At 71.2% G+C, this 20887-nt stretch carries 19 protein-coding genes; 9 read left to right on the plus strand and 10 right to left on the minus strand.

Features of this window, described 5'->3' with window-relative positions; translation table 11 throughout:
* Window positions 1-52: 52 nt before the first annotated feature.
* From VGR06_RS05950 to VGR06_RS05965, 4 genes are all read right to left on the minus strand, one after another.
* Window positions 53-1186 carry an ABC transporter permease gene (locus VGR06_RS05950; RefSeq protein WP_327557965.1) on the minus strand — a complete coding sequence of 378 codons (1134 nt, stop codon included), beginning with the start codon at window positions 1184-1186 and terminating at the stop codon, window positions 53-55.
* A 116-nt stretch (window positions 1187-1302) separates the two neighbouring features.
* The gene (locus VGR06_RS05955; protein ID WP_327557945.1) at window positions 1303-1944 is read right to left on the minus strand and encodes an ABC transporter ATP-binding protein; all 642 of its coding nucleotides are present in this window, start codon (window positions 1942-1944) and stop codon (window positions 1303-1305) included.
* Window positions 1945-2165: 221 nt separating this feature from the next.
* Complete coding sequence (locus VGR06_RS05960) at window positions 2166-3245, minus strand: peptidoglycan-binding protein (RefSeq protein ID WP_327557966.1); 1080 nt, start codon at window positions 3243-3245, stop codon at window positions 2166-2168.
* An 11-nt stretch (window positions 3246-3256) separates the two neighbouring features.
* Window positions 3257-3874: a hypothetical protein gene (locus tag VGR06_RS05965; protein WP_327557946.1), complete on the minus strand. Its 618-nt coding sequence runs from the start codon at window positions 3872-3874 to the stop codon at window positions 3257-3259.
* 112 nt (window positions 3875-3986) lie between these two features.
* Between VGR06_RS05965 and VGR06_RS05970 the strand changes: the two genes are divergently transcribed.
* The 5 genes from VGR06_RS05970 to sepH all read left to right on the plus strand — a co-directional run bounded on the left by VGR06_RS05970 (window position 3987) and on the right by sepH (window position 9427).
* On the plus strand, window positions 3987-4646 hold the full coding sequence (locus VGR06_RS05970; protein ID WP_327557947.1) for a response regulator transcription factor: 660 nt from the start codon (window positions 3987-3989) through the stop codon (window positions 4644-4646).
* A gap of 406 nt (window positions 4647-5052) precedes the next feature.
* Window positions 5053-6264 (plus strand): ATP-binding protein, encoded by a 1212-nt coding sequence (locus VGR06_RS05975; protein ID WP_327557948.1) that lies wholly within the window; start codon window positions 5053-5055, stop codon window positions 6262-6264.
* Between the two features lie 12 nt (window positions 6265-6276).
* Window positions 6277-7407: a phosphoserine transaminase gene (gene serC, locus VGR06_RS05980; RefSeq protein WP_327557949.1), complete on the plus strand. Its 1131-nt coding sequence runs from the start codon at window positions 6277-6279 to the stop codon at window positions 7405-7407.
* Between the two features lie 9 nt (window positions 7408-7416).
* Window positions 7417-8265 carry a phosphoribosylaminoimidazolesuccinocarboxamide synthase gene (locus VGR06_RS05985; RefSeq protein ID WP_327557950.1) on the plus strand — a complete coding sequence of 283 codons (849 nt, stop codon included), beginning with the start codon at window positions 7417-7419 and terminating at the stop codon, window positions 8263-8265.
* A 73-nt stretch (window positions 8266-8338) separates the two neighbouring features.
* Window positions 8339-9427 carry a septation protein SepH gene (gene sepH, locus VGR06_RS05990; protein ID WP_327557951.1) on the plus strand — a complete coding sequence of 363 codons (1089 nt, stop codon included), beginning with the start codon at window positions 8339-8341 and terminating at the stop codon, window positions 9425-9427.
* Here sepH and VGR06_RS05995 read toward each other — a convergent pair.
* Entirely contained in the window at window positions 9424-9600 is a 177-nt protein-coding gene (locus VGR06_RS05995) for a hypothetical protein (protein WP_327557952.1), read from the minus strand. The two genes, sepH and VGR06_RS05995, sit on opposite strands and share 4 nt — an antisense overlap.
* 377 nt (window positions 9601-9977) lie before the next feature.
* Between VGR06_RS05995 and VGR06_RS06000 the strand changes: the two genes are divergently transcribed.
* Window positions 9978-11657, plus strand: coding sequence for an ABC transporter ATP-binding protein (locus tag VGR06_RS06000; RefSeq protein WP_327557953.1), 1680 nt, complete (start codon window positions 9978-9980; stop codon window positions 11655-11657).
* A gap of 74 nt (window positions 11658-11731) precedes the next feature.
* Window positions 11732-13648 carry an ABC transporter ATP-binding protein gene (locus tag VGR06_RS06005; protein WP_327557954.1) on the plus strand — a complete coding sequence of 639 codons (1917 nt, stop codon included), beginning with the start codon at window positions 11732-11734 and terminating at the stop codon, window positions 13646-13648.
* Window positions 13649-13949: 301 nt separating this feature from the next.
* Here VGR06_RS06005 and VGR06_RS06010 read toward each other — a convergent pair whose 3' ends face one another.
* Together VGR06_RS06010 and VGR06_RS06015 are read right to left on the minus strand one after the other, a co-directional pair.
* The gene (locus tag VGR06_RS06010; RefSeq protein WP_327557967.1) at window positions 13950-14543 is read right to left on the minus strand and encodes a DUF2537 domain-containing protein; all 594 of its coding nucleotides are present in this window, start codon (window positions 14541-14543) and stop codon (window positions 13950-13952) included.
* Window positions 14544-14560: 17 nt separating this feature from the next.
* Entirely contained in the window at window positions 14561-15349 is a 789-nt protein-coding gene (locus VGR06_RS06015; protein WP_414637163.1) for a TrmH family RNA methyltransferase, read from the minus strand.
* A gap of 161 nt (window positions 15350-15510) precedes the next feature.
* Between VGR06_RS06015 and VGR06_RS06020 the strand changes: the two genes are divergently transcribed.
* The gene (locus tag VGR06_RS06020; RefSeq protein ID WP_327557956.1) at window positions 15511-17007 is read left to right on the plus strand and encodes a glutamate--cysteine ligase; all 1497 of its coding nucleotides are present in this window, start codon (window positions 15511-15513) and stop codon (window positions 17005-17007) included.
* Window positions 17008-17208: 201 nt separating this feature from the next.
* Here VGR06_RS06020 and VGR06_RS06025 read toward each other — a convergent pair whose 3' ends face one another.
* From VGR06_RS06025 to VGR06_RS06035, 3 genes are all read right to left on the minus strand, one after another.
* A complete protein-coding gene (locus VGR06_RS06025; protein WP_327557957.1) occupies window positions 17209-18468 on the minus strand; it encodes an MFS transporter in 1260 nt (419 codons plus the stop codon).
* 113 nt (window positions 18469-18581) lie between these two features.
* Window positions 18582-18965, minus strand: a complete 384-nt coding sequence (locus VGR06_RS06030; protein ID WP_327557968.1) for a MarR family transcriptional regulator — start codon at window positions 18963-18965, stop codon at window positions 18582-18584.
* A gap of 95 nt (window positions 18966-19060) precedes the next feature.
* On the minus strand, window positions 19061-20533 hold the full coding sequence (locus tag VGR06_RS06035; RefSeq protein WP_327557958.1) for an NCS2 family permease: 1473 nt from the start codon (window positions 20531-20533) through the stop codon (window positions 19061-19063).
* Between VGR06_RS06035 and VGR06_RS06040 the strand changes: the two genes are divergently transcribed.
* Complete coding sequence (locus VGR06_RS06040) at window positions 20532-20843, plus strand: DUF2530 domain-containing protein (RefSeq protein WP_327557959.1); 312 nt, start codon at window positions 20532-20534, stop codon at window positions 20841-20843. The two genes, VGR06_RS06035 and VGR06_RS06040, sit on opposite strands and share 2 nt — an antisense overlap.
* Window positions 20844-20887: the final 44 nt, after the last annotated feature.

The raw sequence follows: 20887 nt of genomic DNA on the forward strand, positions 1-20887 counted from the left end.
GGCACCGTCCCCGACATCGGTGCCACACCGCGCCTTTCCACCCCCGGTCAGGTCAGGCCAGTGCTTCGGTCGGGGCGAGGCGGGCGGCGCGCATGGCGGGGTAGACGCCGGCCAGGGCGCCGACCAGGGCGGCGACGCCGACCCCGCCGAGGAGGGCGATCGGTGGGAAAACGGCGGGCCAGTGCTTGCTCAGGGCGTAGACGGCGGTGACGCCGACCCCGATCAGCACACCGACGATGCCGCCGAGGCTGGACAGCAGCACGGACTCGGCGAGGAACTGGCCGCGCACCTGGCGCCGGGTCGCGCCGAGGGCCCGGCGCAGGCCGATCTCCCGGCGCCGCTCGAGCACCGCGATCACCATCGTGTTGGCCACGCCGACGCCGCCGACCAGCAGCGCGACCCCGCCGAGGGCCAGGAACAACGCGTTGTACGAGCTGTCCGCGAGCCGCTGGGCGGCCAGCGCCTCGGACGGGAGCGCCACCTGGACCTCGTTCGGCCGCTCCGGGCTGATGGTGCGCGCGAGCACCCCGCGGACGGCCTCCACCTGGTCGCTCTCCACCCGCAGGTAGATCGCGCCCGGGTGCCCGCCGAAGTCGAGCCGCTCCATCGCGGCCGTCCAGCCGACCAGCACGGACCGCTCGATCTCCGGCGCCAGCGGCATCTTGTCCAGGATGCCGATCACGGTGAACCACTGCCCGCCGATCCACACCTGGCGGGAGGCACCGGGGGTGACCCGGTCGACACCCAGCCGGGTGGCCGCGACCGCGCCGAGCACCACCGTCGGGTAGCGCTCGGTGACCGCGTCCAGGAATCGTCCACTGTGGACGCTGCCGCGCAGGGTGCGCAACAGGTCCGGTGTGGCCGCGTACACGGCCAGCCCGCTGGTCTCCGCGGCGTCCACCCGGTCGCTGCGGCGCACCGTCGCGGACACCACGCCGACCCCGGACACGTCGGTCACCGGCCCGATCCGGCGCACCATCGGCACCGCGGTCTCCGGCAACTCGGCGTTGTCCCCACCGAACGTCCGGCCGGGCGCCGCGGTCAGCAGGTTCGGACCGAGAGCGGCGATCTCGTCCCGGAGCGCCTGCGCACTCGACGCCGGGATGCTCACCACCGCGATCATCGCCGCGATCCCGATCGCGATGCCCAGCGCGGAGAGCACCGCTCGCAGCGGCCGGGTGCGCATGCCGTGCCCACCCAGCCGCAGCACGTCCCGCGGCCCCAGCCGGCGCGGACGAGGCAGCGGCACGGTGTCATCGGGACTCGCTCCGCTCGACGGCGGCGGTATGGAAACCAGCGTGGTCACCGGCCCACCCCCACGGTCTGCGCGGTGTCCAGCCGCACCTCGCCGTCCAGCACCTCGATCCGCCGGCGGGCGGACGCGGCGATCGCGTGGTCGTGGGTGACCAGCACGACCGTGGTGCCGGCCGCGTTGAGCTCCACCAGCAGGCGCAGGATCTCCGAACCGGTGTGGCTGTCCAGGTTACCGGTCGGCTCGTCGGCCAGCACGATCGCCGGCCGGTTCACCACCGCGCGGGCGATCGCCACCCGCTGGCGCTCCCCACCGGACAGCTCACCCGGCACGTGCCAGGCCCGGCGGGCCAGCCCCACCCGCTCCAACGCAGCCAGCGCGAGGCCGCGCCGCCGCCGCGCCGGCACCCCGGCGTAGGCCAGCCCGGCCGCCACGTTGTCCACCGCCGGCAACCCGTCGGTCAGGAAGAACTGCTGGAACACGAACCCGATCCAGCGCGAGCGCAGCGCCGAGAGCCGCCGGTCGGACAGCCGCGCCACGTCGTGCCCGCGCATCTCCACCCGTCCCGCACTCGGCCGGTCCAGCGTGCCCATCAGGTGCAGCAGCGTGGACTTCCCGGATCCGGACGGCCCGACGATGGCCACCAGCTCGCCCGGCTCGATGGTCAGCGAGACGTCACGCAACGCCTGCACCCCACCGGGGTACGTCCGGCTCGCCCCGTGCAGCGCCAGAACAGCGTTGGATTGGCTCGCTCCGCTCGCGCGAGCGGGCCTAAACGCTGATCCTGTTCCCGCCTTCGCTCCTTCGCGCGGCTCGGTCGCTCGTTCCTCGCTCCCTGCGCTGCTCGCAGTGTTTATTTCCGGCTCGATGGCGTAGCGCCAGTCAGGCATCGCCGGCCCGCTCAGGTCCTCGGTCATGACGTGGTCACCACCCGCATGCCGGGGGTCAGGTCGCCCTGGACCTCCACCTTGCCGTCGGCGAACAGGCCGGTCTGCACGGCGACCAGCCGGTGGTTCGACCCCTCGACGACCTCCACCGCGTAGCCGCCCTCGGACAGCGCCAGCAGCGCGCCGACCGGCACGGCCAGCACACCCTTCCGCGCGCCGGTGGTGAACGTGACGTCCACCGAGCCCGCGTCCAGCTCGCCCATCGCGGCCGGGTCGTCCAGCGTGACCGTCGCGTTGAACTTCTGCTCGCTGTTGTCGTTGCCGCTCGGCGTGGCCGGCGCGATCGAGGCGACCGTGCCGGCCGTCGACTTCCCGGCGACGGTCAGCCCGACCTTGGTGCCCGGCTTCGCCAGCTCCTTCTGCGAGGCCTTCAGCTCAACGGTCACCGCCCGGCCGGTCCCGGTGTACTTCAGTAGCTCGCCCTCGCCGCGCCCGCCGAGCTCGGCGCTGACCGAGCCGACCCGCACCGGACCGGACGTGACGATCACGTCGCCCATGTGCAGGACGCCGGTCTCGTCCAGCCCGAGCGCCTTCTGCCATTTCTTGATCGCGGTCGCGGTGGCGTCGGTGAACTTCTTGTCGGGTGTGCCGAAACCGGTGTACCCCAACGCTTTCAGGTTCTCCTCGAGCACCTTGACGTCCGGCCCGTCGGTCATGCCGGCGGCGAGGTCACGGTAGAGCGGGATGTCGGCGTAGAACAGCGGCACCGGCTTGGCGTCCACCTGGTACACGGTCTTCCCCCGCTCCAGCACGGTGCCCTGCGCCGGCACGGCGGTGATCGTGCCGGGCTTGCGACCGGACAGCGCGTGCTCCTCGCCGTAGCCCAGCTTCCCGTTCAGCGTCTGCCGTTCCGCGAGGTCCACCGTGGACACCTCGGCGGTGTCCGCCGGCGACGGACCCTGCGCCGCCGCGGCGGCCGGGCGCGAGCCGAGCCGGGTCATCACCACGCCCGTGCCCACGCCGAGCACCACGATCACCACCGCGCCGGCCACCAGCCACCGGATCCGGCGCCGGCGCCGCACCGCTCTGGGCCCGTCGGCCTCCATGAAGGGCTCGGTCACTTCGACCCGCCCGAACCGGAGGTACCGGAGGAGGAACCGCCGCCATCCTCCTTGGTCTCGAACTGCATCTTGCCGCCACTGCACTCCTCGGCGGCCTTCTTCATGACCTCGGGGTCGACCCGGTCGCCCTCACCCTGGCCGAACATCATGCCCGGACTGTTGGGGTCGGGGTCCGGCATGTTGATGCCGTGCTCCCGCATGCACTTGGCCATCTTGCGCGCCTCGTCGAGCTGCTGGGCGTCCAGCTTGGGCGGCTTCCCGCCGTTGGGCAGCAGCGACTTGCACGCCTCGTTGGCCTTGTCGATCTTCTCCTTGTCCGGCCCGGCACCCTGGATCACGATGCCCGGCCCGCCACCGGTGCTACCGCCGGCCTTGGGTGCGGGCGCGTTGGTCGGCTCGGGAATGTCGACGCCGTGCTCCTTCATGCACTTGGTGAAGTCCCGGATCTTGTCCTCGTCGCTGCGGCCGTCACTGGCCTGCTGCTGGTCGGACGGTGCCGCGGCCGCCGACGACAGCGATGCCACCTTGTTCCCGGCCGATCCCCCGGCACCACACGCCGTGACCAGCGCGAACGCCAGCGCGACGAGTGCGGCCAGCCGCCATCGAACGCTCATCACGAGTCCTTTCGCTCGGTTGTGGACACAGGTCTACGGATCGGGTGATTCGGGGGCGCTAAGCGAAAATCCTTATCCGGCGCTTACCCCGGGTTAGCGGACACTGGCGGCCATGCGGGTGCTTGTCGTGGAGGACGAGCGGCTCCTCGCCGACACCGTGGCCGAGGGGCTGCGCCGGCTGGCCATGGCCGTGGACGTCTGCTACGACGGCGACGCCGCGCTGGAACGCGTCGGGGTGCACGCCTACGACGTGGTGGTGCTCGACCGCGACCTGCCCGGGGCGCACGGCGACGACGTGTGCCGGCAGGTCATCGCGGCCGGCGGGGAGGCCAAGGTGATCATGCTGACCGCCGCCGGAGACGTGACCGACCGGGTCGCCGGCCTGTCCCTGGGCGCCGACGACTACCTCACCAAGCCGTTTGCGTTCGCCGAGCTGGTGGCCCGGGTGCAGGCCCTCGGCCGGCGGGCGCGGCCGGCGCTGCCGCCCGTGCTGGAGCGCGGCGGCGTGCTGCTGGACCTGCCGCGCCACCAGGTCTCCCGGGACGGCCGGCACGTTCTCTTGTCCCCCAAGGAGTTCGCCGTGCTGGAGGTGCTGATGCGGGCCGAGGGCGCCATCGTGAGCGCGGAGGACCTGCTGGAGAAGGCGTGGGACGAGCACGCCGACCCGTTCACCAACGCCGTCCGGGTGGCCGTGATGACGTTGCGCCGCAAGCTCGGCGATCCCCAGGTGATCGAGACGGTGCCCGGCGCCGGATACCGGATCGGGCCATGAGACGGTTGGGGAGGTGGCCGAGGCCCGGGTTGATCTTGCGCATGCAGGTTGGCAAGGCGTCAAGATCAGCGTTTCGGTCTCGGCTCGGGGAGCGTGTGACTGGTGGTGCTGCGGTGGCAGGGCCTGATGTCACGAAGGGACCCTTCCTGTCATTGAGCGTTCTCAAGGAGTCCTTCAGCACACTGACCAACGCCCCCCTGGCCCCGAACCACCCCGCCAAGCCGAGCCCGGGAGATCAACTCGGGGCTCCGCTCCCTGCCCAAGCCTTCTTTGAACCCAGCCACCCACTCAACCGCCGCACGTCAACAAAACCCGTGCGGAGCGAACACCAGACACCGGCCCGTCGCCGAAGGACGAGCGATCCCATCGCGGGGTACGCCACCGTCCGAGCTTGCGAGGTGATGGCATGAGGCTCTCGATGCGCGCCCGCTGGGCGCTGATGTTCGGCGGGCTGTTCCTGCTCGCCGGCACCGCTCTGCTGCTGATCAACTACGTGCTGGTGAACGAGATCGTCCCGCAGGCCGGCCTGTTCGTCTCCAACTTCGCCGGGGGGCCGGGCGTCAGCGGCGGGGCCACGGTCACCGCGCCGCCGCCCGTGCTCGACAAGCAGTTCTTCCAGAAAGGCGTGGAGGGAGCCGTCGACACCTTCCGCGCATCGGCCATGCAGAAGCTGCTGATCGCCTCCGGGATCGCCCTGGTCGTCACCGGGGTGCTCGCGGCCCTGCTCGGCTGGTGGACGGCCGGGCGCGCGCTGCGGCCGCTGAACACGATCACGTCGACGGCGCAGCGGCTCGGCGCGGAGAGCCTGGACCGGCGGATCAACCTGGACGGCCCGCAGGACGAGCTCAAGGAGCTGGCCGACACGTTCGACGGCATGCTCGACCGGCTGGCCGCCGCGTTCGACGGCCAGCGGCGGTTCGTCGCCAACGCCTCGCACGAGCTGCGCACCCCGCTCGCCGTGCAGCGCACGCTGATCGAGGTGGCCATGGCCGACCCGACCGCGACCCCGGAGCTGCTCCGGCTCGGCCAGCACCTGCTGCACACCAACGAGCGCAGCGAGCGGCTGATCGAGGGCCTGCTGGTGCTCGCCCGCAGCGACCAGGGCCTGGTCAGCCGGGTGCCGGTGCGGTTGGACGAGATCGTCGACGCGGTGCTGCGCTCGTCCGCGGCGATGGCCACCGAGCAGGGCGTGACGCTGGCCAGCGACCTCGAGCCGCGCGTGGTCATGGGCGACTCGGTGCTGCTCGAGCGGCTGGTCACCAACCTGGTGCACAACGCCATCAACTACAACGAGGACGGCGGCTCGGTGCTGATCCGCGTCGGCGATCGGCCGGCGCTGCTGGTCAGCAACACCGGGCCGGAGGTGCCGGCGTCCGCCGTGCCGGCGCTGTTCGAACCGTTCCGCCGGCTCAATCGGGAGCGCACCGCCAGCCGCGACGGCGCGGGCCTCGGCCTGTCGATCGTGCGCTCGGTGACGCACGCACACCACGGCATCGTCTACGCCAACCCGAACCACGGCGGCGGGCTGTGGATCGCGGTGGACCTTCCGTTACTGGAACGGACTATGACCTCGCTCTCTCCACGACCGGGTGCCGACCCCGCCATCAGCCGGGGTTGACAGACTGTAGGCATGACGACGACTGCCGACCCGACCACGCTCACACTGCCGGCCGAGCTCAAGCCGTCCGATGGGCGGTTCGGGTCCGGCCCGTCCAAGGTGCGGCCGGAGCACCTGGCCAAGCTGGCGGCCGAGGGCGCCGCGCTGATGGGCACCTCGCACCGGCAGAAGCCGGTCAAGTCGCTGGTCGGCCGGGTGCGCGCGGGCCTGCGCGAGCTGTTCGCGCTGCCCGAGGGCTACCAGGTCGTGCTCGGCAACGGCGGCGCGACGGCGTTCTGGGACGCGGCCGCGTTCGGCCTGGTGCGGGAGCGCGCGCAGCACTTCAGCTACGGCGAGTTCTCGGCGAAGTTCGCCAAGGCCACGGCCGCGCCGTTCCTGGCCGAGCCGGTGGTGGTCAAGGCCGAGCCCGGGACCGCGCCGGAGATCAGCTACGCGGCGGGCTGCGACCTCGTCGGCTGGGCGCACAACGAGACGTCGACCGGGGTCGCGGTGCCGGTTGCCCGACCCGCGGGCTCCGAGGGCGCGCTGGTCGCCATCGACGCCACCTCGGGCGCGGGCGGGCTGCCGGTGCGGGCCGAGGACTTCGACGTCTACTACTTCGCGCCGCAGAAGTCGTTCGCCTCCGACGGCGGGCTGTGGCTGGCGCTGATGAGCCCCGCGGCGCTGGAACGGGTGGCCGAGATCGGCGGCTCCGGCCGGTGGATCCCGGAGTTCCTGTCACTGACCACCGCGGTGGACAACTCGGTCAAGGACCAGACGTACAACACACCGGCCATCGCCACGCTCTACCTGCTGGCCGAGACCGTCGACTGGATGCTGGCGAACGGCGGGCTGGACTTCGCCGTCGGGCGGACCCGTGACTCGTCGGAGCGGCTCTACTCCTGGGCCGAGCGAACGGAGTACACGACGCCGTTCGTGGCCGACCCCGCGCACCGCTCACAGGTCGTCGGCACGATCGACTTCGCCGCCGACGTGGACGCCTCGGTCGTGGCGAAAGCGTTGCGCGCCAACGGCATCGTCGACGTCGAGCCGTACCGGAAGTTGGGCCGCAACCAGCTTCGGGTGGCCATGTACCCGGCCGTCGAGCCCGCCGATGTGACCGCGCTGACCCGCTGCGTCGACTGGTTGGTGGAGCGGATCTAATACTTCCTCGTGCGGCATCTGTACTCGGGCAAGGTCCGGGATCTGTACGAGATCGACGGCGACCTGCTGCTGGTCGCCTCGGACCGGATCTCGGTGTACGACGTCGTGCTGCCGACCCGGATTCCGGACAAGGGCGCGCTGCTGACGCAGTTGTCACTGTCCTGGTTCGAGCGGCTCTCGGAGGTCGCGCCGAATCACGTGATCTCCTCGGACGTGCCGGCGGAGTTCGCCGGGCGGGCGATCCGCTGCCGGCCGTTGACGATGGTGCCGGTGGAGTGCATCGCCCGGGGCTATCTCGCCGGGCTCGGCTGGCAGGAGTACCAGAAGCACGGGAGCGTCTCCGGGGTGCCGCTGCCGGCCGGTCTGCTCGAGGGCAGCCGGCTGCCGGAGCCGGTTTTCACGCCGACCACCAAGGCTTCCGAGGGGCACGACGAGTTCATGACGTTCGAGGACGTCGTCGGCTCGGTGGGCAGGGAGACCGCGGACCGCCTGCGCGAATTGACCTTGGAGCTGTACGCGCGGGGGGCGGCGCACGCGGCGGAGCGCGGAATCATCATCGCCGACACCAAGTTCGAGTTCGGCGTCGACGCCGAGGGGGTGCTGACGCTGGGCGACGAGGTGCTGACGTCGGACTCGTCGCGGTTCTGGCCGGCCGGCGAATGGCAGCCGGGGCGGCCGCAACGTTCGTACGACAAGCAGATCGTGCGCGACTGGGCGGCCGGGACGGGTTGGGACAAAACCCCGCCGGGGCCGGCGATTCCGGACGATGTCGTTGCGGCGACGCGGCTGCGCTACATCGAGGTGTACGAGTTGATCACCGGAAACACCTGGTCGGCGCCCGGCGCGCCTCGCCCGTGATCATGCAGGTGGCAACTACGGTGGACTTCACACACCGAGGTGAAGTCTGTTCAAAGCCATGAGGAGGCCTGCGATGCGAGCGCTGCGGATCGTCGGGCTCGAGGATGACGGTCGCACCGTCATCCTCGAGGACCCGGCCCGTGGCGAGCGTTTCTCACTTCCCGCGGACGAGCGGCTGCGCGCGGCAGCCCGGGGAGACATCACCCGACTCGGCCAGATCGCCATCGAGCTGGAGAGCCAGATGCGTCCTCGTGAGATCCAAGCCCGCATCCGCGCGGGAGAGTCCGTCGAACAGGTCGCGGCCGCGGCCGGGCTGCCGGAGCACCGCGTCGAGCGGTTCGCCTATCCGGTGCTGCTCGAGCGTTCCCGCACCGCGGAGCTGGCGCAGCGGGCGCACCCGGTGCGCGAGGACGGGCCCGACGTGCAGACCCTGGGCGAGGTCGTGTCGCACGCGTTCGGCCTGCGCGGGCAGGACTACTCGGTGGCCAACTGGGACTCGTGGCGCGGCGAGGACGGCAAGTGGGTCGTCCAGCTGTCCTGGACCGCCGGCCGCTCGTTCAACCGCGCGCACTGGGCGTTCCACCCGGGGGCGCACGGCGGCACCGTCACGCCGATGGACGACCACGCGCTGGACCTGCTGGACCCGTCGTCCAACCGGCCGCTGCGCACGGTCCGCCCGGTCACCCAGCTCGCCCAGCAGGCGCTCGAGGTGCAGCAGGCCGAGCCGCGCACCGAGCGGCACGCGGTCAACGGCGGCGAGCCGCCGCGCCGGGCCGCCACCCCGCCGGCGCCGGAGCCCGAGCCGGAGATCCGCACCGAGCAGGAGTTCGTCGAGGACTTCGAGCTGACCCCCGAGCCCAAGCCCGCCGAGCCCGCGGTCGCGGCCGAGCCAGTCCCGGCCCCCACCCGTACACCCGCTCCGGCTCCGCAACCGCAGGTTGCCGCCCCGGCCCCGACCCAAACCTCCGCCCCCGGTACCTCGGCGCAGCGGAGCCCAGCCGCCGCTCCCGCGACGCCGGCGCCGGCCGCTCAGGAGCCCGAGCCTCCCGCCGCGCCGGCGGCGCCCGCCGCTTCGGGCCGCCGCACCAAGACCAAGAAGGGCCGCCCGGCCGTCCCCTCGTGGGAGGACGTGCTGCTCGGCACCCGCTCCAACCGCGGCTAGGCGGTCAGCTGCGGCACCTGGTCCAGCAGGTGCAGGTCCCACCCCTCGCGCTCGCACCAGTCCTCGGCGTCCTCCCGGTTGAGCGGCGTCGAGCTGGCCGGCGCCGGTCCCCCGAGCCGCGTCCACCCGTCCGGTGCGAGCACGTACAGCTGCCCGTCCCGCAGGGCCAGCAACCGCCCCTCCGGAAATCCCGCGAGTCCCCACTTCCAGCACACGAGTTCCCGGTTCCAGCACGCGAGTCCGACATTCGGGCCCCTGAGTTCGACGCTCGGAACACCCAACTCGCACTCCCGAACCGGGAACTCGCCGTCTTGAACCGGGGACTCGCGCTCCTGAACCGGGGACTCGCGCCGGGCTTGACCTCCAGCGCACTGGAGCTTGCAGGCTAAAAGCAGATGCCCGCGACGGAGGCGATCCCTTACCGTCGACGGGGCGGCGAGGGGTGACCATGGCGGAAAAGGAACATCGGCACAAACGCGGCTCCAGTTGGGCCGCGATTCGACGGTTGGGACCCTATCTTCGGCCGGTACGCGGACGCATGATCGGCGCGATGCTGGCCGTGTTCTGCTCGATGGTGTGCGGCCTCACGATTCCGTTGCTGCTGCAGCGGATCCTGGACGGGCCGGTGGCGCACCGGGACGTCGGCGTGCTGCCCGTGCTGATCCTGGGCGTGGCCGTGCTCGGCGCCACCGAGGCACTGCTGTTCTTCGTGCGGCGCAAGCTCGTCACCCGCCCGATGACCACGGTCGAGGCGCGCATGCGCGACGACCTCTACAACCACCTGCAGCGCCTGCCGGTGTCGTTCCACGACGGCTGGCAGTCGGGGCAGCTGCTCTCCCGCGCGGTGTCGGACCTGTCGACCGTGCGCCGGTTCATCGCGTTCGCGGTGATCTTCCTGGTGGTCAACAGCATCATCCTGGTGCTGGGCCTGGTGCTGCTGCTGGTCATCGCGCCGGTGCTGGGCCTGGTGTCGCTGGTCTGCGCGGTGCCGCTGATCATGATCTCGACGCTGTACGAGACCCGGTACGCCGCGCTGTCCAGGAAGAGCCAGGACCAGGTGGGCGACCTGACCACCACGGTCGAGGAGTCCGTGCTCGGCATCCGGGTGCTCAAGGCGTTCGGCCGCGGCCCGCACCTGGCCGCCAAGTTCGCCCGGCAGGCCCGCGAGCTGCGCGGCACGGAGCTGCGCATGGTGGCGGTGGTGGCCCTGCTCTGGGCGGCGATCATCGTGCTGCCCGAGCTCAGCATCGGCGGCCACCTGCTGTTCGGCACCCGGGCGATCGTCAACGGGGACATGACGTTCGGCACGCTCGTCGCGGCCATCACGGTGGCCACCTACCTGCGCTGGCCGACCGACTCCATCGGCTGGCTGCTGGCCGAGACCAACCGGGCGGCCACCGCGCTGCAGCGGTACTGGGAGGTGCGGGACGCGCCGGTCACGATCACCGACCCGGAGCGCCCCCGCGCGCTGCCGAAACCGGTGCGCGGCCACGTCCGGTTCGAGAACGTCCACTTCGGACATCCCGGCGGCGGCGCCGAGGTGCTCCGCGGCGTCACCCTGGACCTGCGGCCCGGCGAGACCGTCGCGCTGGTGGGCGCCACCGGCACCGGCAAGACGACGCTGACCGCGCTGGTGCCGCGGCTGGCCGACGTGACCGGTGGAAAGATCACCATCGACGGCGTGGACATCCGCAAGCTCGCCCTCGCCGACCTCCGCGCGGTGGTGGCCACCGCGTTCGAGGACCCGATCCTGTTCTCCGCCAGCGTGCGGGAGAACGTGGCGCTCGGCGGGTCGAGGTCCGACGAGGACGTTCGGGAGGCGCTGCGCATCGCCCAGGCCGAGACGTTCGTGGACAACCTGCCGTGGGGCCTGGACACCCGGATCGGCGAGGAGGGCATGTCCCTGTCCGGCGGCCAGCGCCAGCGCCTCGCGCTCGCCCGGGCCGTGGTCGGCAAGCCGGCCGTGCTGGTGCTCGACGACCCACTGTCCGCTTTGGACGTTCAGACCGAGGCGGAGGTGGAGCACGCGCTGCGCAGCGTCCTGCGCGACGTGACCGCCCTGGTGGTCGCGCACCGCCCGAGCACCGTCCAGCTCGCCGACCGGGTGGCCCTGCTCCAGGACGGCCGCATCACCGCCGTCGGCACCCATTCCCGACTACTGGCCGACAGCCCCGACTATCGATCCCTACTGTCCACGTTGGACACCGAGCGGGACGAGGTGGTGGCGTGAGCGGATCGGCACAAGACCCGAGCGGGCCGGTGGTGTCTGGACTGACGAGCAGCGCAGGGAGCGAGGAGGAGGGGGTGGGGCCCGTCAGGGGGTCGGTATCAACACCGGCGACCGAGCAGCGCAGGAGGGAAGACACCACGTCAAGGCCCGCTCCCGCGAGCGGAGCGAGCCCAAACTGGCACGGTGTCGCCGCCGAGGATCTGACCGAGGTCACCCGGGCCGCGGGGCTGCGGCTGCAGGCGCGGTCGCGGCGGCTGCTGCGCTCGGTGCTGCGCCCGCACGTCGGCAAGGTCGTGCTCGGTCTGCTGCTGGTGATCATGGAGAACGCCGTCGGCTTGGCCGGGCCCTTGCTCATCGCGGCGGCGATCGACACCGGCGTGCCGGACGCGCTGCACGGCGACAGCACCGTGCTCGCCTGGTGCGTCGGCGGCTACGTGTTCACCGCGCTCGGCTCGGCCGGGTTCCGCTACCTGTTCCTGCGGGTGGCCGGCCGGCTCGGCCAGGACGTGCTGATCGAGCTGCGGCAGCGGATCTTCCGGCACGCGCAGCGGCTGTCCCTGCGGTTCCACGAGAAGTACACCTCCGGCCGGGTCATCTCCCGGATGACCAGCGACATCGACTCGATCAAGGATCTGCTCGAGGACGGCATGGAGGACATCCTGAGCGCCGGCCTGTCGGTGCTCGGCATCGGCACCATGCTGATCGTGCTGGACCCGCCGCTCGGGCTGCTGGTGCTGGCCGGGTTCGTCCCGCTGCTGCTGGTGACCCGCTGGTTCTACCGAAGCTCGCAGCAGACCTATCGCGGCACCAGCTCGGCCATCGCGAAGATCATCGTCCAGTTCGTGGAGACGATGAACGGCGTGCGGGCGGTGCAGGCGTTCCGCCGGGAGCCGCGCAATGCCGCGATCATGCACGAGCTGAACGGCGGGTTCCGCGACGCGCACGCCAAGGCGTTCGGCCTGATCGCCATCTACACCATGACCGTGCGCATCGTCGGCAACCTCTCGCTCGCCGTGGTGCTGGCGATCGGCGCGTGGCGGGTGGTCGGCGGCGGGCTCGAGCTCGGCGTGCTCACCGCGTTCACGCTGTACCTCCGCCGGTTCTACGACCCGCTGGACGAGCTGGCCATGTTCGCCAACACCTACTCCTCGGCCAGCGCCTCGCTGGAGAAGATCTCCGGCCTGCTGGAGGAGACGCCGGACGTCGACGAGCCACCCGACCCGGCGGCCCTCCCGGCGACCGCCAGCCAGGGCCGGGAGATCACGTTCGACCACGTGTCGTTCCGCTACGGCCCGGACACCCCGGTCGTGCTGCCCGAGCTGGACCTGCATATCCCGGCCGGGCAGACCGTCGCGCTGGTCGGCGCCACCGGCGCGGGCAAGTCCACGATCGCCAAGCTCGTCGCCCGGTTCTACGACCCGACCGCCGGCACGGTCGCGCTGGACGGCGTCGACCTCGCCCGGCTCACCGACGCCGACCTGCGCCGCGCGGTCGTCATGGTGACCCAGGAGAGCTTCCTGTTCGCCGGGTCGGTCGCGGACAACATCGCCCTGGGACGGCCGGACGCCACCCGCGCGGAGATCCGCGCCGCCGCCCGCGCGGTCGGCGCCGACCCGTTCGTCGCAGCGCTGCCCGACGGCTACGACACCGATGTGCGCAAACGCGGCGGCCGCCTGTCCGCCGGCCAGCGCCAGCTCGTCGCGTTCGCCCGCGCGTTCCTCGCCGACCCAACGGTCCTGGTGCTCGACGAGGCCACCTCCAGCCTCGACGTCCCCACCGAACGCGCCGTGCAGGCCGCGCTGGAGTCCGTGCTCGCCGAGCGCACCGCGATCATCATCGCGCACCGGCTGTCCACCGTGCTGATCGCCGACCGGGTGCTCGTGGTGGACGACGGCCGCATCGTCGAGGAAGGCTCGCCGGCCGACCTCATCGAGGGCACCACCGGCCGGTTCGCCACCCTCCACCAGACCTGGCTCGACTCCCTGGTCTAACCGAAGGTGCGGTGATTCTGCGTAGGCCTTCGGTGGTTCACCTGTGAAGCGTGTCGATCAAGCCGTTTGCTGTAGCCAGGAGCGATGGTGCTGCTGGCTACAGGACGCGCCTGTGTGTGCACGGTGGGGCCGAGCGTGGCGAACGCGTCCTTCCTCACGCCTAGGGTGACCAAGGACGCTTCCCCGCCGCACCTATCCGCCGGCGACTCGTGGTCAGGCAGCCAGAATCCCGACCGCCACAGGAGATCGCCTGCCCAGCTCAAACCTGATGTGCAAACAGTTGATCATTCGCAACTTCGGGCTAAAACAGGATGAACGGAACCGCGAGCCAGCCGGCGGCGATGGCGGCGCCGACGCCGTAGGCGACCCAGCGCCAGATCGGGGTGCGGCGGACCAGCCACACCGAGGGGAGCATGCCGGCGGTCACCACGATGTTGGACACGATGGCCAGCAACGGGTTCGTGGCGGCCAGCGTGTTCGCCAGGGTGATCACCGCGAACACCACGAGCACGAAGATGAACGCGGACACGGTGAGCCCGGTCAGCCACGGCACCGGCTCGGCCGGCGGGGCCTCGCGCGGCGCCGCCGGCTCGCCGGCCTCCGGCGGGTCCACAACGGACACCTCACCGGTGAGCGGATCCTCGTAGCCGACCGGGGCACCCATCGACGCGGCCAGCCGCTCGGCGAGCTGCCGCCCACGCCGCGAGATCACCGCGCCGGCCGGCCCCGGCTCCGACGTGGCGCTGCGCCGCACGGCCGAGGCCACCCGCGCCCACTCGTGCAGCGCCTCGGACAGGTCGCCGTCTAAGGCCAGGCTGAACGGGTCGACCTCCAGCTCGGCCTCGCCGTCCCGCCCGACCAGCACCGCACGCTCACCCACCGCGCGCAGCTGCATCCCCACCCCGTTCTCCGTCATCGGCTTCCCAGCACATGGAAGGCGACGGCTCCGGCGGTCGCCACGTTCAGCGAGTCCACGCCGCTGGCCATCGGTATCCGCACCGCGGCGTCGGCGGCGTCCATCGCCTCGGCCGTCAGCCCGTGGCCCTCCGACCCGAGCAGCACCGCCACCCGCTCGCCCGCATCGACGGAAGCCAGCGGCAGGCCCCCGCCCGGGGACAGCGCCAGCACCCGAAAACCCTGATCCCGCAACCACTTCAGCCCCGCCGGCCACGGCTCGACGACCCCGAACGGCACCGCGAGCACATGCCCCATCGACACCCGCACGCTCCGCCGGTACAGCGGATCCGCGCAGCCCGGCCCCAGCAGCACACCGTCCACACCGAACGCCGCGGCGTTGCGGAACAGCGCGCCCAGGTTCTCGTGATCCCCCACACCTTCCAGCACCGCCAGCAACCGCGCCCGCGTCACCAGCTCCTCCACCGGCAACCGGGCCGCCCGGTCCGCCACCGCCAGCACCCCGCGGTTGAGGTGAAACCCGACCACCCGCGCCATCACATCCGCCGAAGTGACATACGCCGGCACGTCAACCCCGGCCAAGTCGTCCGCCAGCTCCTCGAGCCGACGCTCGACCCCCAGCACCGCACGCACCGGGTATGCCGAGGCGAGCAGCCGCCGAACCACGACCACCCCCTCGGCGATGACCAGCCCCTTCCCCCCGGGCCGGTCCGGCCGCCGGTCCGCCCTGGTCAGGTCGCGGAAGTCGGCCAGGCGCGGATCCGCCGGATCGCTCACCTGGATCATCCACGCCACGACGCAAAGTGTGGCATGTAGCGCCTTCTAGCTGAGCGTCACGCCCAAAACCCGCGCTTGCACCTCATTGGGCGCTAGAAATTCGGGCTGCGCGTATGTCACGGTTGGTATCCCGCTCAGTTGGCGAGAGCCAACGTGTGGAGGAGGGCGGCATGGGACGCACTGTCACGACCGTGGCGTTCAGCCATGCGGACCGGCAGCGGTACCGGCAGAAGGTGCAGCGTTGCCTGGACGCGCTGGCGCGGATGCTCACCGAAGGCGGGTTCTCCCAGTCGCCGCCGCGGATGGGGCTGGAGATCGAGCTGAACCTGGTCGACGACGACCTGCAGCCGGCCATGGCCAACGCCGAGGTGCTGGAGAAGCTCAACGACCCGGCGTTCACCATCGAGCTGGCGCAGCACAACCTGGAGCTGAACGTGCGGCCCCGACCGGTCGCCGGGAACCAGGCCATCGAGCTGGAGCGGGAGCTGACCGACGCGCTCGCCGACGCCAACCTCAAGGCGCGGGACGCGGGGGCCAGCATCGTGATGACCGGCATGCTGCCGACGCTGCGCGAGGAGCACTTCAACCCGCGGTGGCTGTCCGACAGCCCGCGCTACGCCGTGCTCAACGACCAGATCTTCGCCGCCCGCGGTGAGGACATGGTGCTGCACATGGAAGGCCCGGCCATCCCCGGCCAGCGCTCGGAGAAACTGCGCAGCTACGCCGATTCCATCGTGCCGGAGTCGGCGTGCACGTCCGCGCAGCTGCACATGCAGGTGGAGCCGGACCAGTTCGCCGCGTACTGGAACGCCGCGCAGTGCCTGGCCGGCGTGCAGGTCGCCATCGCCGCCAACTCGCCCTTCTTGCTGCGTAAGGCTTTGTGGCACGAGACCCGGATCCCGTTGTTCTTGCAGGCCACCGACACCCGGCCGGAAGAGTTGAAGAACCAGGGGGTCCGGCCGCGGGTGTGGTTCGGTGAACGCTGGATAACGTCGATCTTCGACCTGTTCGAGGAGAACGTCCGGTACTTCCCCGGCCTGCTGCCGGAGATCGACGACGAGGACCCGCTGGAGGCGCTGGACTCCGGGCACGCCCCGCAACTTGCGGAGTTGCGGCTGCACAACGGAACCATCTGGCGCTGGAACCGGCCGGTGTACGACGTGACCGACGGCGTGCCGCACCTGCGGGTGGAGAACCGGGTGCTGCCGGCCGGTCCGACGGTGCTCGACCTGATCGCCAACGCGGCGTTCTTCTTCGGCGCGCAGCGGGCCCTGGCCACCGCGGACCGTCCACTGTGGACGAAGATGTCCTTCCAGGCGGCCGAGGAGAACCTGCACGCCGGGGCCCGGCACGCGTTCGGCGCGCAGCTGTACTGGCCGGGTGTGGGCTGGGTGCCGCCGGACGAGCTGGTGCTGCGGCTGCTGCTGCCGATGGCGCACGAGGGGCTACGCGACTGCGGCATGTCCGACGTCGCCCGGGAGCGCTACCTCGGCGTGATCGAACGGCGCTGCATTACCCGGCAGACCGGCTCCTCATGGCAGCGGGACACCGTGGCCCGGCTGGAGCACGGCGGCCTGGACCGGGACGCGGCGCTGGTGGCGATGCTGCGCCGGTACATCGAGCTGATGCAGTCCGGGTTGCCGGTGCACAGCTGGCCGGTCAGGTAACGAGGCCCCGCCCACACGGAGCAGGGCCTCGCCGTTCCCGAACTGACTGCCGCTCCCACCACGAAGCGGACGACTTAGGCTAGCCTAAGTTCCGCGTTGTTCGCAATCCGCCCAATGGGGTAGTTCCCCCCGGGGGGTCCGGGATGCGATGAAGGGGGCCTTTCTCGCACTGGACGTGAGGAAGGACGCATTCATCGCACTTCACGCCGCCCGTTCCAGCGCGACGGCCGGCTCCGGCAGCGCGACCTCACCGTGCGCCTGCGCCCGCCGGCGCCGCACCAGCACGTAACCGCCGACCAGGCCGGAGAGCGCCGCGATCGCGCCACCCACCAGGAACGGCGAGCGGCCGCCGAACTGCGCGGCCAGCCAGCCGACCATGGGTGCGCCGATCGGGTTGCCGCCCATGAACACCAGCATGTACAGCGCCATCACCCGGCCCTTCATCTCGGCCGGGACGGACAGCTGCATGGTGCTGTTGGCCGTGGTCATGAACGTCATCAGGGCCACCCCGACCGGGATCAGGGCGAGCCCGAACGTCAGGTAGCTCGGCATCAGCCCGGCGATCATCTCCAGCACGCCGAACGCGATCGCGGCGCGCACCAGCAGCTTCGGCCCGGGCCTGCCGCGGGTGCTGCGCCGCACGGCCAGCAGCGCCCCGGTCAGCGTGCCCACCGCGAGCAGCGTGGACAGCAGCCCGTACGCGTCGGCCTGCCGGTGGAACACGTTCGCCGCGGCGATGGCGAGCGTGGCGAAGAACGTGATGGCGAACGTGCTCACGCAGAACACCAGCGTCAGCAGGGTCAGCAGGTCCGGCCGGCCGCGCACGTAACGCAGCCCGGCCCGCAGCTGCCCGCGCCCACGCGCGGCACCCTTGCCGCGGTGCAGCTCGGCCGGGTTCATCCGGACCAGCTGGGCGATCACCGCGACCGTGCTCACCGCGTTGACCAGGAACACCCAGCCGGTGCCCACCCAGATGATCATCAAGCCGGCCACCGCCGGCCCGACCACCCGGGCCAGGTTGAACGTCGAGGAGTTCAGCGCGACGGCGTTGGCCAGGTGGTCCCGCCCGACCATCTCGGCCACGAACGACTGGCGGACCGGCATGTCCGCGGCGGCGAACACGCCGAGCGCGAAGCACAGCAGGTAGACCTGCCACAGCTGGACCAGCCCGGTCACATCCAGCACACCGAGCACCAGCGCGCACAGCGCCATCCCGACCTGCACCACGACCAGCAGCTTGCGCTTGTCCAACCGGTCGGCCAGCACCCCGGCCCACAGCGTGAACAGCAGCGTGGGCAGGAACTGCAGCGACGCCGCGACGCCCAGCGCCACCGGGTTGTTGCCGGTGAGCGTGAGCACCAGCCAGTCCTGCGCGATCCGCTGCATCCAGGTGCCGACGTTGGACACCACCTGTCCGGAGGCGAACAGCCGGTAGTTACGCACCTTCAGGGAGCCGAACATGCTCCGATGCTCTCGAGTGTCCGTTGAGGAATCGGCGAGCCCGGCTCGAGGAGATGGATCAGGTAGCCCGGAGTCCCGACCTGCTCGGTCCCGGCGTCTACCCATCCACGTCATCAGTCCGGTTGCCCCGCGATCTTCTCGATGATCTCCGCTGCCTGGGCGAGCGTCCTGCGCTCCGCTTCCGTCAGCTCCGCCAGCCGCTTGTCCAGCCACGCCTCCCGGGCCGAGATGTCGGCCAGCACGAGACCCAGACCCGACTCGGTCAGCGCCACGATGGACTGCCGGCCGTCGGTCGGGTGCGGCTTGCGGCTGACGTACCCGGCCTCCTCGAGGGCGGCGATCACGCGCGTCATCGACGGCGGCTGCACGACCTCCCTGGCGGCCAGCTCACCCGGCGTCATCGGGCCGCACTTCTTCAGCGTGGACAGCGCCGAGAACTGGGTGAGCGTGACGGTGTTGCCCGCCCGCTGCGCGCGGAACCTGCGGTTGAGCCGCATCACGGCCAGCCGGAGCCGGCTGGCCAGCGGCCGGTCGTTCCCCTCAGGCTCCCGCACGATCGTTAGCGTACCTCACTAACTAGTTTCCGGCCAGCTCAGCGGAACGCCGCCTCGATCGGACCGAGCGCGAAGTACACCACGAACGCCGCAGCGACGATCCACATCAGCGGGTGGATGCCGCGGGCCCGCCCGGTGAACGTCCGCAGCAGCACGAAGCTGACGAACCCCGCGCCGATGCCGTTGGTGATCGAGAACGTGAACGGCATGATCACGATGGTGAGAAACGCCGGCAGCCCGATGGTGAAGTCGGTGAAGTCGATCTCCCTGATCTGCAGCATCATCAGCGCGCCGACGATCACCAGCGCCGGCGCGGCCGCCTCGATCGGCACCACCTGGTACAGCGGGGTGAGGAACATCGCGCCGAGGAACAGCACCCCGGTCACCACGTTCGCCAGGCCCGTCCGCGCGCCCTCCGCGATGCCCGACGCCGACTCGATGTAGACCGTGTTCGAACTGGAGCTGGCCGCGCCGCCGGCGACCGCGCCGAGCCCGTCCACGAACAGCGCCTTGCCCACGCCGGGCAGTTGCCCCTCCCGGTCGAGCAGGCCGCCCTCCTTGCCCAGCCCGGTCATGGTGCCGATGGTGTCGAAGAAGTCGGTCAGCACCAGGCTGAACACCAGCAGCGTCGCGGTGATCACCGGCACCATCGTCCAGGCGTCGAAATCGAAGTTCCCCACCAGCGACAGGTCCGGGGTGTCCGCGATCCGGTCCGGTGCGGCCGGGTACTGCAGGTTCCAGCCCTTCGGGTTGGTGCCGCGCGACGGGCCGGCCTTCACGATCGCCTCGAGCACGATCGCGATCACCGCGCCGGCGATCACCCCGATCAGGATCGCGCCCTTCACCCGCTTCGCCACCAGGATCCCGGTGATGATCAACCCGAGCACGAACACCAGCGTCGGCCAGGACGCGATCGACCCGTTGATGCCCAGGCCCACCGGCACCGTGGTGTTCGCCGCGTCCGGCAGCCGGCGGACGAACCCGGCGTCCACCAACCCGATCAGGCAGATGAACAGGCCGATGCCCACCGCGATCGCGGACTTCAGCGGCGCCGGCACCGCGTTGAACACCATGGTGCGCACGCCGGTCACCACCAGCACCAGCACCACCAGCCCGTCCACCACGACCAGGCCCATCGCCGCCGGCCAGCTCATCTGCGGCGCGATCGTGACCGCCACGAACGCGTTCAGCCCGAGCCCGGTGGCCAGCGCGAACGGGTAGTTGGCGACCAGTCCGAAGAGGATGGTCATCACCCCGGCCACCAGCGCGGTCACCGCAGCGACCTGTGCGGTGGGCAGGATCGCGCCGAACGCGTCCTTGTGCGCACCCGGGTCGCTGGCCGAGAAACTGCCGATGATCAGCGGGTTCAGCACCACGATGTAGGCCATCGTGACGAACGTGACCAGCCCGCCGCGGATCTCCCGCGACGGCGTCGACCCCCGGGCACTGATCTTGAAGAACCGGTCCAGCGCCCCCCGCGCCGTCGCCGTCCTGGTCGTGGTAGCAGCCATGCGGGGTAGCCTCCCGGACGTGGCGTCCGATATGGAACCCGAAACACCAACCGATACACAGAAGTCACCTCCCCCGCCGCTGCCCGCCCGGCTGCTCGCCCTGCCGCCGCTGATCTACGCCGGCACCGCGGTGTGGTTCGCGGTGTTCTGCGTGCTGCTCGTCTTCCGGTACGGCTTCGACCTCGGCCCGCCGATCTGGCTGTGGACCGCCCTCTCCGGCGTGGCGCTGGGGATCATCGGCCTGCTCATCATGTGGTGGCAGCGCACGGCTTCCCGGCGCGGCGCCCGGGGTGCCCAGCGCGACCTGTAGAGAGGTGCGATGAAGGGGGCCTTTCTCGCACCGGGCGTGAGGAA

It is taken from the genome of Actinophytocola sp. (assembly GCF_036002505.1).
Taxonomy (GTDB): Bacteria; Actinomycetota; Actinomycetes; order Mycobacteriales; family Pseudonocardiaceae; genus DASYTH01.

What these genes read in the sequence shown, in the direction of transcription:
- VGR06_RS05950 (WP_327557965.1), bottom strand. Translation starts at nt 1,186, where the DNA reads ATGCGCACCCGGCCGCTGCGAGCGGTGCTCTCCGCGCTGGGCATCGCG.
- VGR06_RS05960 (WP_327557966.1), bottom strand. Translation starts at nt 3,245, where the DNA reads ATGGAGGCCGACGGGCCCAGAGCGGTGCGGCGCCGGCGCCGGATCCGG.
- VGR06_RS05965 (WP_327557946.1), bottom strand. Translation starts at nt 3,874, where the DNA reads ATGAGCGTTCGATGGCGGCTGGCCGCACTCGTCGCGCTGGCGTTCGCG.
- VGR06_RS05970 (WP_327557947.1), top strand. Translation starts at nt 3,987, where the DNA reads ATGCGGGTGCTTGTCGTGGAGGACGAGCGGCTCCTCGCCGACACCGTG.
- VGR06_RS05975 (WP_327557948.1), top strand. Translation starts at nt 5,053, where the DNA reads ATGAGGCTCTCGATGCGCGCCCGCTGGGCGCTGATGTTCGGCGGGCTG.
- serC (WP_327557949.1), top strand. Translation starts at nt 6,277, where the DNA reads ATGACGACGACTGCCGACCCGACCACGCTCACACTGCCGGCCGAGCTC.
- sepH (WP_327557951.1), top strand. Translation starts at nt 8,339, where the DNA reads ATGCGAGCGCTGCGGATCGTCGGGCTCGAGGATGACGGTCGCACCGTC.
- VGR06_RS06000 (WP_327557953.1), top strand. Translation starts at nt 9,978, where the DNA reads ATGCTGGCCGTGTTCTGCTCGATGGTGTGCGGCCTCACGATTCCGTTG.
- VGR06_RS06010 (WP_327557967.1), bottom strand. Translation starts at nt 14,543, where the DNA reads ATGCAGCTGCGCGCGGTGGGTGAGCGTGCGGTGCTGGTCGGGCGGGAC.
- VGR06_RS06015 (WP_414637163.1), bottom strand. Translation starts at nt 15,349, where the DNA reads ATGATCCAGGTGAGCGATCCGGCGGATCCGCGCCTGGCCGACTTCCGC.
- VGR06_RS06020 (WP_327557956.1), top strand. Translation starts at nt 15,511, where the DNA reads ATGGGACGCACTGTCACGACCGTGGCGTTCAGCCATGCGGACCGGCAG.
- VGR06_RS06025 (WP_327557957.1), bottom strand. Translation starts at nt 18,468, where the DNA reads ATGTTCGGCTCCCTGAAGGTGCGTAACTACCGGCTGTTCGCCTCCGGA.
- VGR06_RS06030 (WP_327557968.1), bottom strand. Translation starts at nt 18,965, where the DNA reads ATGCGGCTCAACCGCAGGTTCCGCGCGCAGCGGGCGGGCAACACCGTC.
- VGR06_RS06040 (WP_327557959.1), top strand. Translation starts at nt 20,532, where the DNA reads ATGCGGGGTAGCCTCCCGGACGTGGCGTCCGATATGGAACCCGAAACA.
- VGR06_RS06035 (WP_327557958.1), bottom strand. Translation starts at nt 20,533, where the DNA reads ATGGCTGCTACCACGACCAGGACGGCGACGGCGCGGGGGGCGCTGGAC.